18 protein-coding genes are annotated in these 13,115 nt (G+C 48.1%); 5 read left to right on the top strand and 13 right to left on the bottom strand.

Annotation, left to right across the window (positions count from 1 at the left end):
* Window positions 1-219: 219 nt before the first annotated feature.
* The gene (locus MRBLPE1_RS18435) at window positions 220-618 is read left to right on the top strand and encodes a VOC family protein (protein WP_364148092.1); all 399 of its coding nucleotides are present in this window, start codon (window positions 220-222) and stop codon (window positions 616-618) included.
* A gap of 364 nt (window positions 619-982) precedes the next feature.
* Here MRBLPE1_RS18435 and MRBLPE1_RS18440 read toward each other — a convergent pair whose 3' ends face one another.
* Window positions 983-1,219, bottom strand: a complete 237-nt coding sequence (locus MRBLPE1_RS18440; RefSeq protein ID WP_364148095.1) for a hypothetical protein — start codon at window positions 1,217-1,219, stop codon at window positions 983-985.
* Between the two features lie 230 nt (window positions 1,220-1,449).
* Between MRBLPE1_RS18440 and MRBLPE1_RS18445 the strand changes: the two genes are divergently transcribed.
* From MRBLPE1_RS18445 to MRBLPE1_RS18455, 3 genes are read left to right on the top strand one after another with little or no spacing between them, the layout of a single operon-like run.
* A complete protein-coding gene (locus MRBLPE1_RS18445; RefSeq protein ID WP_364148097.1) occupies window positions 1,450-1,932 on the top strand; it encodes a hypothetical protein in 483 nt (160 codons plus the stop codon).
* Window positions 1,929-2,297 carry a hypothetical protein gene (locus MRBLPE1_RS18450; protein WP_364148100.1) on the top strand — a complete coding sequence of 123 codons (369 nt, stop codon included), beginning with the start codon at window positions 1,929-1,931 and terminating at the stop codon, window positions 2,295-2,297. Before MRBLPE1_RS18445 ends, MRBLPE1_RS18450 begins: the two co-directional genes overlap by 4 nt.
* Window positions 2,276-2,467, top strand: a complete 192-nt coding sequence (locus MRBLPE1_RS18455) for a helix-turn-helix domain-containing protein (RefSeq protein ID WP_364148103.1) — start codon at window positions 2,276-2,278, stop codon at window positions 2,465-2,467. Before MRBLPE1_RS18450 ends, MRBLPE1_RS18455 begins: the two co-directional genes overlap by 22 nt.
* 85 nt (window positions 2,468-2,552) lie before the next feature.
* Here MRBLPE1_RS18455 and MRBLPE1_RS18460 read toward each other — a convergent pair whose 3' ends face one another.
* The 6 genes from MRBLPE1_RS18460 to MRBLPE1_RS18485 form a co-directional block, all read right to left on the bottom strand.
* Window positions 2,553-3,521, bottom strand: a complete 969-nt coding sequence (locus MRBLPE1_RS18460) for an NAD(P)-dependent alcohol dehydrogenase (RefSeq protein ID WP_364148106.1) — start codon at window positions 3,519-3,521, stop codon at window positions 2,553-2,555.
* 126 nt (window positions 3,522-3,647) lie between these two features.
* The gene (locus MRBLPE1_RS18465; RefSeq protein ID WP_364148109.1) at window positions 3,648-4,334 is read right to left on the bottom strand and encodes a DUF2306 domain-containing protein; all 687 of its coding nucleotides are present in this window, start codon (window positions 4,332-4,334) and stop codon (window positions 3,648-3,650) included.
* Window positions 4,335-4,560: 226 nt separating this feature from the next.
* The gene (locus tag MRBLPE1_RS18470; protein WP_364149734.1) at window positions 4,561-5,202 is read right to left on the bottom strand and encodes a hypothetical protein; all 642 of its coding nucleotides are present in this window, start codon (window positions 5,200-5,202) and stop codon (window positions 4,561-4,563) included.
* A 128-nt stretch (window positions 5,203-5,330) separates the two neighbouring features.
* Window positions 5,331-5,606 (bottom strand): hypothetical protein, encoded by a 276-nt coding sequence (locus MRBLPE1_RS18475; protein ID WP_364148112.1) that lies wholly within the window; start codon window positions 5,604-5,606, stop codon window positions 5,331-5,333.
* 277 nt (window positions 5,607-5,883) lie between these two features.
* On the bottom strand, window positions 5,884-6,312 hold the full coding sequence (locus MRBLPE1_RS18480) for a GNAT family N-acetyltransferase (protein WP_364148115.1): 429 nt from the start codon (window positions 6,310-6,312) through the stop codon (window positions 5,884-5,886).
* Window positions 6,313-6,369: 57 nt separating this feature from the next.
* Window positions 6,370-7,257: a LysR family transcriptional regulator gene (locus tag MRBLPE1_RS18485; protein WP_364148118.1), complete on the bottom strand. Its 888-nt coding sequence runs from the start codon at window positions 7,255-7,257 to the stop codon at window positions 6,370-6,372.
* Between the two features lie 112 nt (window positions 7,258-7,369).
* Between MRBLPE1_RS18485 and MRBLPE1_RS18490 the strand changes: the two genes are divergently transcribed.
* Window positions 7,370-8,752 carry an MFS transporter gene (locus MRBLPE1_RS18490; RefSeq protein WP_364148121.1) on the top strand — a complete coding sequence of 461 codons (1,383 nt, stop codon included), beginning with the start codon at window positions 7,370-7,372 and terminating at the stop codon, window positions 8,750-8,752.
* A 99-nt stretch (window positions 8,753-8,851) separates the two neighbouring features.
* Here MRBLPE1_RS18490 and MRBLPE1_RS18495 read toward each other — a convergent pair whose 3' ends face one another.
* The 6 genes from MRBLPE1_RS18495 to MRBLPE1_RS18520 all read right to left on the bottom strand — a co-directional run bounded on the left by MRBLPE1_RS18495 (window position 8,852) and on the right by MRBLPE1_RS18520 (window position 12,978).
* Window positions 8,852-9,517: a PspA/IM30 family protein gene (locus tag MRBLPE1_RS18495; RefSeq protein ID WP_364148125.1), complete on the bottom strand. Its 666-nt coding sequence runs from the start codon at window positions 9,515-9,517 to the stop codon at window positions 8,852-8,854.
* 12 nt (window positions 9,518-9,529) lie between these two features.
* Complete coding sequence (locus tag MRBLPE1_RS18500) at window positions 9,530-10,075, bottom strand: hypothetical protein (RefSeq protein ID WP_364148128.1); 546 nt, start codon at window positions 10,073-10,075, stop codon at window positions 9,530-9,532.
* 252 nt (window positions 10,076-10,327) lie between these two features.
* A complete protein-coding gene (locus MRBLPE1_RS18505) occupies window positions 10,328-10,597 on the bottom strand; it encodes a zinc-binding dehydrogenase (RefSeq protein ID WP_364148131.1) in 270 nt (89 codons plus the stop codon).
* A gap of 20 nt (window positions 10,598-10,617) precedes the next feature.
* Window positions 10,618-11,310, bottom strand: coding sequence for an NAD(P)-dependent alcohol dehydrogenase (locus MRBLPE1_RS18510; protein ID WP_364148134.1), 693 nt, complete (start codon window positions 11,308-11,310; stop codon window positions 10,618-10,620).
* A gap of 12 nt (window positions 11,311-11,322) precedes the next feature.
* Complete coding sequence (locus MRBLPE1_RS18515; RefSeq protein WP_364148137.1) at window positions 11,323-11,997, bottom strand: DUF4386 domain-containing protein; 675 nt, start codon at window positions 11,995-11,997, stop codon at window positions 11,323-11,325.
* Window positions 11,998-12,072: 75 nt separating this feature from the next.
* The gene (locus MRBLPE1_RS18520) at window positions 12,073-12,978 is read right to left on the bottom strand and encodes an NUDIX hydrolase (protein WP_364149736.1); all 906 of its coding nucleotides are present in this window, start codon (window positions 12,976-12,978) and stop codon (window positions 12,073-12,075) included.
* Between the last annotated feature and the right edge of the window lie 137 nt (window positions 12,979-13,115).

Here is a 13,115-nt window from a genome sequence, read left to right on the forward strand (position 1 = left end):
AACGTCATGCCGTCAAAAATTTTGACTCTAAACATAAAATAACTAATTCTACAAAAAACAAAAACCATCGTCAGTTTGGATTGACGATGGTTTTGTTGCGACTCTGTTCATTATTTTAATTGTTAAACTTGGAATTAGTTTCTTCCTCATTCGACTCTCTAAGAGATATAATAGGTTCAAATAATGTGCTATCACTCAAAGATAAGGAGTCGATTTAGGATGGATAAGATTACACCGTTCTTAATGTTTCAAGATGGCCAGGCAGAAGATGCAATGAATTATTACACTTCACTTATTGAGGATTCAAAAATTACAAGTATCGTTCGTTACGGAGCGAATGAATCTGGAGCAGAGGGAACGGTGATGAATGCAACTTTTTCGTTAAAAGGGCAAGAATTTATGTGCATCGACAGTAATTTGAAGCATCAATTCTCCTTTACACCTTCGTTCTCGATTTATGTCGCTTGTCATTCTGAAGAGGAGATTAACCATCTTTATGAGAAACTCATTATGGATGGACAAGCACTTATGCCGTTAGATGATTATGGTTTTAGTAAGAAATTTGGATGGTTAAATGACCGGTTCGGTGTCTCATGGCAGCTTAATCTTCCGAAATAGGCGTCTTCCGCGTTATCCTGTCAGTTAGTCAATACCTGACAAAAAAGCCCGCGGCATATAAAAATCCGCCAATTCATGAATTGGCGGATTTTCTGGTCAGAACCTCTTTAGTTATTTATTATCCACGTTACATCATTTCTGTTCGTTCTTATTTGGTTGCCTCTCTCCTTTCGGTTCGCCGGCTTAAAGCTGATACTCCCCTTCCAGCTTTCTCTATGCAATTAGGATTATAACAATGGCATAATAGCGTTTGCGTAAGCTTGCGCGCCCTTCGGATTCGGATGGCCCATCGAGGCACGTTTGCATTTTTCCATATCGAAACCGTTACAGCCTGCCTCCGTGCAGGACATCAGCCGGTCGCTCGCTAAGAAATCCTCGGTGAAAGATCCAGGTTAACGCCGAACAGGTACGGATCGTCGGTAAGCGCCGCATGGTCGGGGCCGAAGTTAGGATCGGCGAAGAAGATCCGCGGAGGAGCATTCAGCTCACCGTTTTTGCGGTTAATGGCCTGCTGCAGGTATATCTTAGAGTCTCTCTCCAACTTCTCGCAGCGGTTGCAAATCGCTTCGAATTCTGCAAGACCGAATATGCCTTCGCCCACGCCCCCACCGGCTCCTCCCACGAGGATGCCGAGGGCGATCAGCAGCGCCTCGACCGCCGCCAGATCGCTATTGCGGGAGATCGGCGCATAATATCCCGTAATGATGACTTTAGCTTTAGGATATTGTTCTGTAACTTTGTCCAGTAGTTTATACGCCTCAACTGTATGACCGGCTTCAAACCAGGGCCATCATCCACGCTTACGAATGATTTAAGCGTTCGCCGCAAAGCTTGCGCAATCACGAAGCGCTGGAGCTTACGTATTATGCTGGCGATGCTCTCATTCATGCCCTGATGAATTGGTTCGATCCTACGCCCCGGCCGTTCGAGCCCGTCGGCCGGAGCCACCGCGCCGAGCTGGAGAGCTATGTTCGGTACCGGCATGAAACGGCCGCTCCGCAGACGATTAAGCTTTTCGATGCGGCGACGAACCGCCGTTTCGACTTTCCGCTGACTACGGAGCAGAATCTATATTCCCTGAGCTGGTTCGATTTGGACCGGTTGTTCTCGCTCGAATACGACGTGCTCCGCGTCATGCGGAACGACGCGGGAAAGATAGCGGTGCTCATCTCGTTGGTTCCGATCAACCGGAAAACGATGTCTTATTTGATGGATCACCCTTGCTCCCGCCTTATTTCTCCGGCCTTACAGAAGAAGAGCTTAAGCGGTTCGCCGTTCCGGAACATACCCGCGCGGGCTAGTTTATCGATATGATCGATCAAGACCATTACGAGAATGCAGGCCAGCACACGGCCATCGGTCACTTTCTCCACGGTTTGATGTTCACAGGGGAGTTCTTGCTGCGTACCCCCGCCCCTCACCCGTTCTTCCTGGCGGCACATGAGAGCCTCGGCTTTGATACGGCCGATCATGCCGTCCATACGAATTACGACGGTATTACACCGACGCCCGTCTTCGTACGGGATACGCAAGGCAAGCATCTCCACGCTTATATCCGGAAGCACGTGAAGCGCTCTGGACTTCGTATCGAGCTTCCGCTCGAGGAAACGGACGACACGGGTACAGATGCTTCCCCTGCCCCGGCGGCGAAGCCGGCATGCCGGATCTTGGCGGCTTGACCGCCCGTGAGAAGGAGGTAGCTGCTCTCGTATTCGAAGGGCTGACCAATGCGGAGATCGCCGCCCGCCTGTATCTTAGCGAAGTAAATGTGAAAAAGCATTTGAAATCGATCTTTGAGAAGCAGGATGTCAGCAGCCGTACCCAGCTGGTTCGGAAGATGCTGATATAACAAAGAGGAGCCGCAGGCATGCGGCTCCTCTTTGAATGTACGCCGTGCAACCGTCAGAACGTTCTGCGATTGCAGAATTATAATATCAACTTTGCCGTACGGTTAAAACCACGTTGCCTTTCTTATGCCCCTGCTCCGCATAGCGATGGGCTTCCGCCGCTTGCTCCAGCGGATATCGGCGGTCGATAACCGAACGCAGTTTGCCTGCTTCGATTAATTCCTTAAGATAATTCAAGTCTTCAGCGGTTTCCTTCATTGATCCGCCGATCACCTTCTTGCGGCTTGTCAAATTGATCCATAACCCGCGAACGATCAGCAAAGGACTCATATGGAACGCTCGCAGATAGAAGCCGTTCGGTGCGAGACGTTTTAAGCAAACCTCGAATGGACTCTTTCCCACCGTATCGAAAATGATATCGTAGACCGGACCGCCATCCGATAACTGCTCTTTCGTATAATCGATGACTCGGTCTGCACCCAGCGATCTCACAAGCGTCACATTCGACGTGCTGCATACTCCGGTCACTTCCGCGCCGAAATGCTTAACTAGCTGCACGGCATACGTTCCAACGCTGCCTGAAGCGCCATAGACGAGAACGCGCATGCCGCGCTGAATGTTTCCCTTCCGGAGAAATTGCAAGGCAGTATAGGCGCCGACCGGAACGGCGGCTGCCTCTTCGAACGTCATGTTCGCCGGCTTGTGCGCAACGCTGCCGGTCTCGGGCATGCATTTATATTCGGCATAAGCACCGAAACTGGTTCCACAGGCAGCATAGACAGCATCCCCAGGCTTGAATCGAGTAACGCCGCTGCCCGTCGATTCGACCACCCCGGCCAGTTCGAATCCGAGAATTTTGACGCGTTTCGGTTTCCACAAACCGTTGAACAGCCGCGCCAGGAAAGGATCTGCCTTGCGTAACCGCCAATCCCCCGCTGCAGCGGTTGCAGCATAGACTTTAATTAGTATTTCGTCGTCTTTCGGTATCGGCTTGGCGACCTCCCGCAGCTGCAGTACATTCGGCGGCCCATACCGCTCGTATATGATCGCTTTCATCCTTTTCTCCTCCATTCGCATTTCAAATCCTCTTACTTACGCTCTATAGCAAATTAACTGCTCAAGCATTCACGCATAAAAACAAAACACTGTGGCCCAATATAGGCCACTTTTAACAGGCTGACCTCATTGCAGACGGGAAACAACGTCTGATGCCATGCGGGCTGGAGGGGCTGACCGCTTGCGGATGGCCCATTCGGCCACGGCGAGGTTGATCACCCAGCCCGCGCCCATTAGCAGCGCTCCGCTGAATTCACTCGGCGGTCCGGCGATCAATTCCCCGGCCATCTGGGTCAGTACCTGCGTGCCCGCACCAAGCCCAATTGCGTAGCCGCGTATCATCCATGCGCGGTGCCGGAACACGTCCCCTCGCCGAATCGCGGCAAAGCCGAGGATGATAGACACTACCATGGCAGTCCCAAACAAGAGCCGCATTGCAAAAAGCAGCTCACCGGTACCATCCTGGCCTGCATAGAATAGGGTCATCCACAGCCCTGATAGCCCAACGAGCAGACCGCATAGAACAAGCAGCCGCCCGGCCGCGCGGTGCCAACCGGTTCTGCGCCGCCGGAAACCGGTTGTAAATTGGAACGGGCCTAGGATGGCAAATACAGTGGCGCTTAGGATATGCAGTACTACCGGCAAAGGTGACGTAAAGAACCGTGCGTTAGCCGGCGTGATTTCCGCGCTGCCAGCAAGCTCGGTTAAGCGGAAGGCGCCAGCGGCGAGCGGAACGGCGCTCAGCAGGAGCAGTGCAGCGACGACCCACTTTGCCGAACCTGCTTTTGCCGGCACATAGGTTTTCTGAGACATGGGTTTCTCTAACTCATTGTGCTGAGGCTCATCGGGGGTATGATTGTTATTTGTAGACATTCGATTTTATTTTCAGCTCCTTTGACGATTTACGCTGTACTGTGTGCGTGCGTTTCACAGCACGGGTCAGTAATTATCCAGCCTCATGGTGAGGCGTATCACCATCAGTGCTGACTAGCTTTTACACTGAATGGCTGCTTTTCCGCTTCATCCCGTCTCCGCGAACTTATTCGGCTCTGCTTTGGCGGAGCTGGACGTCTCCTCTGCCAGGTAAGGGTGTCGAGGCTTTCTCAGGCCAATTAGACCAGAGAGCATAACCCAGCCAGGCCAGAGCTATCCCCATCGGCACCGCCAAAATCCGATCGAGCGGGTGCGGGAGCAGCGAAGACGCAAGGGTCGACACGGAAGCAAATGCAAGCAGACCGGCCGCCCAGCGCGGCAGGATACCTGCGCGAAGCGTAGCGATGCCAAACAGCAGTCCGCCAAGAATATACAAGCCTCCTGCTAGCGGTGCTGCCACTGGGAGGGCTCCAAGATTAACCTCGCTGGCAACCCCGCTGAAAATCCCTAAGTAGCCCTCCACAAATTTCGGTGCGTCGGTCGAAAGCAGCGGTAAGATAAAGGCTTCGGCAAATGTGAAGGCCGTCGTGGTTATCCAAAAGAGGCTTAACATGAGAAAGCCGGCCAGACCAAGCCAACCGGTCTCTTTCACTTGCCTGGCATAGACTCCCGCAATGCCGAACAGACCGAAGAGTGCCATGACGATGGTTAAGTAATGGACGATTGCCCATGTGTCGGTGGTGACTGACGATAGATTTTCAGGTGGATGAATCGGTTGAATGACTATGAAAAGGAACCCTGCCAACATAGCTGATAAGCCTGCCCAACGGATGAGTCTCGAGGTTGAAATCATCATATAGCTCTCCTTTTTTTCATTGTAACTGCGGTCTTGCCATTGTTGTTCCTGTGCTTTCCGCCTTTTTCGAACGATTGAGATCAGTCCGCGTTCATATCCGGTCCGTTCGACTTTTTGGGATCAACTTGATTGACGGAGACCAATGGCAGGCCGATATCACGCACTCTTCTCAGCATGCCATGTAATGCGGCCTGATCGATCACAGGGCCGGTAAGGATGGTTGTTCCGTCATTTTTGTAGGTGAAGCTCAGCCCCTCAAACCGGTCGGCCCACCGAGCATCAAGATGTCCCTTGAGGCGAATTTCGTATCGTTCAAGCGAGTGATTGCCTTCAGTTGATACGTTTGTTTCATTCATTCTGCGCCTCCTCCATGTTCGTCCTGTGGATGCATCGCCACTTCCTTGTCCGCGATTCTTTCTTAATCTAAAGATACACGTTCATATGGTGAGAACGCATCACCACATGTGGTGATTGATGTGGTGATTTGTCAATTGAGAGGCTGCGCGGGACAAAAAAAGCCCCGGTACTGGTTCTTTAAAGCTGCCAGTGTCGGGGTTATGTTTATGGGATCGCTAGGACATATCGAGTTCTTCCGCCCGGCGGATTGCTGCCTGGGAGGATGTTTTCTGTCTGTTAAAATAGATCTTTCTTGAAGTAATAATGATTACTCCCGGTTGGGGCTTCCTTGAACACTGCAACCTCGTCATAACCATTCTTCAGATAAAATTCCGGAGCCTGGAAGCTGAAGGTATTTAGCTTGATAAACGTACATTCTTTTTCTTTTGCAATAAGTTCAATTTGATTTAACAGGTGTGTCCCGTAACCTAGTCCTCTTAGAGATTCCTCAATCCAAAGGATTTCTACTTCAATCCAATTCCAGCAAAGAGTAGACAACAACCCGCCAATAACCCTGCCGCTGTCATCTTTTATGGTTAGATTTATTTCTTCATAACGTGAGCTTAAATTTTCAGGAACATGCTCAGCATTAAACGCAATCAATCTCTTTCTAATGTAGGAGCTTTCTTCTTCATTTCCGTATGAAATATTCGGTTCATTGGCCATGATAACCCTCTCTTTCGACTTCAGTTTTGTTTACTCGAAAGCGTACGTATTGCTTGATTAAATGGTTTGTTTGGATATTGCCTCAAAATATTGTACAACGACCTCGCGGAATTCCAGAGCAGCCCGCGAAATGTACCGGCTCCTGTGCCACACCAAAGCGATCTCCCGGACCAATTCGTGATTCTCTACCTGGAGATATTTGATATGCTCCCGTGTAAGCCTTGCCGTGCTTGGTATGAAGGCGATGCCAATTTCTGCTTCCACAAGCGAGTTTAACCGTGCAGGTTCATCTCCCTCATACACATAATTGGGTTCAAATCCAACCGATTGGCAAATAGAGTCCACTAGATCGCGAGTACCGTAACCTCTCTTTACACCCACGAACCATTCATCCCTAAGTTCTATCAAGGATACGCTGCTTCGGTCTGCCAGCCGATGCCCCTTTGGAACAGCTACAAGGATCGGGTCGAGATACACGATTTGACATTCAATATCATCCCCTTGCAAAGGAGGTGAGGACAAGCAGAAATCGATCTCTCCTCTATGTAGAAGCGTAACCATTTCCTTCGTGGTCAGCATTTGCACATGAAATTGGATATAGGGCCGCTTTTTCCGAAACTCTCGGAGAATATTTGGTAGCGTGCTTGCGGTGGTTACCGCCAGCTCGAGTGTGCCATGTTCCGGGCTGGTTATATCGCTAATCTCCTGCTTCCCCTGTTCCAATTCAAACAACGCTCTTTCTGCACGGCGAAGAAATCTGCTTCCGCATTCATTCAGTCGCAGCTTCCTCCCTATTCGATCGAATAGCGGGACCCCTAAATCCTCCTCCAAGCGTTGAATCGTTTTGCTTAGTGACGACTGGGTAACGTGCAGACTTCGTGCAGCATCGGTCACATGTTCCAAGCGAGCTACCGCGAGAAAATATTGCAGTTGAAGAAGTTCCATTTCATTTCCACCACTCATTCCTTCAAGTCAATGAAACTATAACATAGAATGCGTTGGAATAAATATAAGATTTCAAGTACGATGTCATTAATACGCTTTAGGGGGACCAAAAATGAGTGTTCGCAGCAGGTGGTTGATGATTTCCGTTGGTCTTGGGGTACTATTGAATCCATTAAATTCTTCGATGATTTCGGTCGCGATTGCAAGGCTGCAAAATGTGTACCGTCTAGACTTTACAGCTGTTTCCTGGATTATTTTTTCTTTCTACATTGCAAGTAGCGTTGCTCAACCTGTCATGGGAAAAGCTAGCGACTTATTCGGTCGCAAGAAGATCTTTCTTACCGGGCTTGTTGTCGCTTTCGCTGCATCATTATTAGCTCCGCTATCGCCAAACTTTGGGTGGCTCATCGTGTTCCGTATTGTTCAATCCATCGGAACAAGCATGATGGTAGCGGTTGGATTGGCCATTGTGCGAATTCATATAACGGAGAAGCAGGCAACCGCGCTGTCCGTTTTGTCCATTTTTCTGTCAGGAGCGGCAGCAATTGGGCCCTTTATAGGTGGGGTCTTGATCCACTGGTGGGATTGGCCGGCTATTTTCTTCGTCAATATTCCTTTCGCCGTGACGAGCTATCTATTAGCTTGGAAGAATATTCCGAAGGACGAACCGCCAGCAGCCGTTGGCAGCATGTCTTTTCGTAAATGGCTTGATTTGATCGATGCGCCAGGAATTCTGCTATTTACAGTGGGTCTGGTTGCCCTGCTCGTCGGATTACTATCAGTAAAATCATCTGGGCATGTCTCATTTGTGCATGTCATTGTCGGATTGATCGGTCTCGTTTCACTGGGAGCTTTCGTACGGCATGAGTTAAAAGCGGCATCCCCCTTTATTCCTTTACGGACATTCGCCAAATATCCCGCGATGACTTGGGTCAATATCGAATTCATACTCGTTAACGTACTTTATTACTCGCTCTTTTTTGGGCTCCCGTCCTACTTGCAAGTGGTACGTCATGTGAGCGAAATCCAAACCGGGATTCTTATGCTAAGTTTGGGTTTGTGCTCGCTCATAGTCTCTCCAATAGCAGGTCGATGGATTGATAAATCAGGACCCCGGCCAGCACTGCTAGTATCCGGAATACTGATGGCACTTGGGTCAGTATGGATAATGACATTGAATCAGACTTCACCTGTAATCAGTGTGTGTTTGGCGTTAGCAGCATTCGGCATTAGCAACGGGTTGAACAATGTCGGTATGCAAGCGGCCTTGTTCAGAAGTTCTCCAAAAGGGATCATCGGTGTAGCATCCGGAGTATTTATGACTTCGAGATACCTGGGTACCATACTCTCTTCCTTGTTGTTAGGCATCTTAATGGGGGATAAGTTCAGCTCCGTGGGATTTCGGCTGCTTGGGGCTATTCTCACGGCCATTGCTTTGTCTTTGGTATTCATGAGTTGGCTGCGCCGGGAGCCAGGACAATTGGAGGAGTCATAGGATTACTAGTAATACAATGGGCTGCGAAGCAGGATGTCGTAAAAAAGTACAGAGCATCGCAGGCCGTGCCTCGCGTTGCTCTGTACTCAAGCATATAGATTATCCGGTTTGCTTCGCAATACGGGCGGCTTTAAGGCGCGTCAACTCCGCCTGTATCTCCTCATTCCGGTCTATCCGGTCCAGCTCGTTATCATACGGGGACGCAGCCCACTGCTTTGCCGAAGCACCGGCCTCTAACTGGCGCACGTTCTCTTCCAGACGTTCGAATCCGCGTATGACTTTATCGGTTCGATAAGCAGGAAAGGAAGCAGCGCTTTTGATTGCCCTTGCGGCTTTGGCTCTTGATATAAGGAAGTACAGACGGCCTTGCAGGTCACGATGCAATTCTTTCAGACGAATAATCTCCTGCTTCAACGTACCGATATGATTGCGGATAGCGTCCAGATTTCGACCGTAGCCTTGTATTAGCAACTCAAGCTGCAGCTTGTCCGCGAGCGCTATTTCTGCAATGCGTTCCTCTTCCCGGTCCACTGCCAATTCCGCTTGGCGCATACGTTTCGCGACAATTTGCGACGTGTGTTCGATCAGCAAAATCGTTTCTTGCTCCGCAACCAGCTGACCGGTAAGCGCCTCGTTCGATTTCTCGATCTGCTCCTCAATCTGGCGCAAATATAGCTGAGCCATGCTAACCGGATCCTCGCACTTATCCAGCATTCTATGCACATCCGCTGCCACTATTTCCTTCATTCTTCTAAAAATTCCCATATTGGTTTCCTCCTAGATAGCATCTATTTCATTTTTGTTTTTGCGTTCCCAATCATCCAGAAAACTTCCGGTTTCGGATGACCTATTCACGTATTGCATTGTACCTCCGCCAGTAAACAGTCGACCGCCGTTATGCAAAGCCTCACCGTGTGCTGCCAGCGCTTCATTCCCTTTGTTTTTGGGCTGCAAAATAAGCAAAGCTATAACGAGCAGCGCTCCCCATATCGGCGATAACAGACTCATTAGCGCGAGTCCCGCAACAACCATGCTTACTCCTCTAAGTATGCCGGACGATTTCGACCACAACCAGATTGCCGCAGCAAGCACCGCAAACTTAATTGCAATCCATGCAGAGGCTAAAAACGCCAAGGAATGGTGATCTTCAACCTTACGTAACACATAGAATGCATTATGTCCTCCGCGTCCTGGGCCATGTTGAATGTATACATCGTTGCTATGGCCAAATCCAAATAGCGTCATAGCCTTCAACAGCAGGAGTACCGCAGCGAACCCGGCAATCCCGAACACCGTCCATAATACGATACGATTCGTTTTCAAGCTGTCACCTCCTCCCGTCTTGTTTTTTCGTACAAGCTAACTATAAAACGATTGCCTGAAACATAGATTAGCCCCAACTTATAGGAAAATAAATATGGGCTGAAAGCTTGCTGAAAGAAAGCCGGCCATGTTGCCTACAATCCATTTAGGATTGAATATAAAAAGCCCAATTTCTCAATTTTAATGCTGAGAATTTGGGCTTTCTATTGGTCAATAGTGTTATTTCTTCATTATGACAGGTTCATTCGATTTCTAATTTACTTCATGTTCAATTCGAACAATAACTTTTCCCTTGGGGTGTCCTTCTCCGAGATACTGGATAGCTTGAGCAACGTCACTTAACGGATAACGTCGATCGATGATAGGTACTATTTTTCCAGCCTCAAAAAGCTCCTTCAAAGCATTTTGATCGTCTTTGTTAGGTTTGTGTATAAGGAGTCCCATTTTCTTTTTTTCAATCATTGACACGAATGGTCCCAATAATAGGACTTGGAAGATTCGACTCATTGGACCACCGACCATTACATAAGTACCTTTGGGTTTTAATGCACGCTTGTATTCGAAAACCGCGATCTATTTCCCACCACATCAAGAATTAGGTCATAAAGCTGTCCTTTTTTGGTAAAATCATCTTTTGTATAATCGATCACATAATTGGCGCCAATTGATTGCAGCATGTTTAATTTTGCCGCACTGTCAACGCCTGTCACTTCTGCCCCGATCGATTGGGCGAACTGCACCGCAAATGTGCCCACGCCTCCACCGGCCCCGTTAATTAATACTTTGTGGCCTTTCCGAATCTGTCCTTTATCGCGCAATCCCTGCAACGCAAGGACTGCCGCTTGTGGAATGGCCGCTGCTTCCTCGAACGTCATACCGGCCGGTTTTCGCGTGAATGCTTTTTCATGCGCACATGTATATTCTGCAAACCCACCCCAACCGTAACCGGAAATGTCACCGAAGACCTCATCTCCCGGCTGCAACAGCTTTACTTCACCGCCTACCGCGACTACCCGCCCAGCGATGTCAGCGCCGAGGATTTTGTATCTTGGTTTAAGCAGCCCGTCAAGGCGTGTTATGAGCGGTTTTCCTCTAAGGAGGTCCCAATCCCAAGAGTTTACGGATGCAGCATACACTTGTATCAGAACTTCATTTTCCTTAGGAGCAGGTGTTTCCACCTCTTCGAGTTTAAGAACGTCTGTCGTTCCGTATTTTGTGTAGACCATTGCCTTCATGGACATGTCTCCTTAACGCCTATCTGCATTTGCAAATGTATTAAATCCCTTAACGATCAGCCAGATCGGCAGTATAATTTCAAACAAAGCTCCTGGGAGAAATAATATCATGCCTGAACGATAACCGAAAATCCATAACAAAGCATTTATTAACAGCGATGCGTATCCAATAAAACCCAAGACGGATAACGAACGAGGGATGATTCTTGATTGAAATAGTAAATAACAGACCAAAAGGCTGTATAGGCCAAGGACGATCATTGCCAGCTGAAAGGCCAAATCCTTCCATTCTATCGCAAGCTTGCCAATCGTCTGAAAATAGGAGGCTTCGGGAGAGCCCGCTTCAATATATTCCTTGCTTAATAGGATTAGTAATAAGGGGCTGATCGCACCGACAATCAAGATAATGGCCTCCATAATCCTGAAAGCCACGTAACCAAGAGCTATCGTTTCATTATGCTTTTTCAAAATCGGAAACAGCACAATTGCAATGCCGACAATAGCAGCGGAATTCAGGAGTTCAAGCAGCATCCCTAGGATCACTTGGTTCTTATGGAGATAAACCATATGAAGATAATCCGGATCATTTACAATAGATTCTATAAGGCTGTTACCCAGCATATAGAATGCTGTGGCAGCAAGAAATAATATTCCCGTTATTTTTGCGGCTTTTTTGTCAGGAATCATTTTTTTACCTCCTGCTGATCCTATGATTCGTACTCGCGTTCAATGTTTATGAAGTGTGCCGATATGCCTGCCCATTTATGAATATCGCCAATGCGGATTGAACCTGAACAGCTTTGCAGGTCTATGCCCTGCATCCTTTGTAAATTGATTGGTTTCCGTAACCATGCCCGCGACCTTCCGTCTGAATGCGGAAGAAAGCATTTCTTTATCCAAAGCGATCTCGTAGACCCGCTGCAGCTCTGATAATGTAAAAAGTTCCGGCATCAAATGGAAAGCAATATCGGTATACTCCATCTTGTTCCGAAGCCTCTCCATGGCATATTGAATTATTTTCGCATGGTCAAAGGCAATCCCCTTCGAATCCAACACCTCTCTTTCCGTCATTATTGCTTTTCCTGCGTACTTTTCAATAACTTTCACTGTTGCTTCCAGTACGTCCTTATCGTTGGAAAGGGTGATTTTTACCGTTTTCTCAAATGTAAAATTCTTTTCAACCAAGGTTTTCTTCTCTTCAAGCACACTGTACTTAACGTTGAACCAGCTTGCATCATCAGCATCATCGCCAGCTTTCACTTCAAGCGATATGCTGTCGGCAAGCGCCATATACGAGCAGCTGATCACTCGAGTACGGGGATCCCTCGTTACATCTCCCCAAGTATAAAGCTGCTCCATATAAACCTCATCGATGTTCGTTTCGGTTTTTAGCTCACGTAAGGCAGCTTCATCCACGCTTTCGTTCTTTGCTACAAAACCTCCGGGCAAAGCCCATTGTCCCAAATAAGGATGGCCTCCTCTTTTTATCAGGAGTAATTTCAGTGACTTTTCCGGTAATCTTCTATAGTTTTCTTTTTCTTCATCAACGATTGTGAAGATTAACATATCAACGGTAACAGAAGGTCTTTCGAATACACGGACATCATACTGCTGCAAAAATTCGGTTTCAGTAAGACCCTGCTTATCTCTAAGTTGTTCTATGCTCAACAAGTCACCCCTTCATTGTTATTAATGTTCTGTTATTATCAAAATGTTATTATCAATGTATGAATAACATCGTATCTTAATTACCAAGGATTGTAAACATAAAAAAAACGACAGGCTAGGACTCAGAAATAAAGTCA

Source organism: Paenibacillus sp. LPE1-1-1.1 (assembly GCF_040676435.1).
Classification (GTDB): Bacteria; Bacillota; Bacilli; order Paenibacillales; family Paenibacillaceae; genus Pristimantibacillus.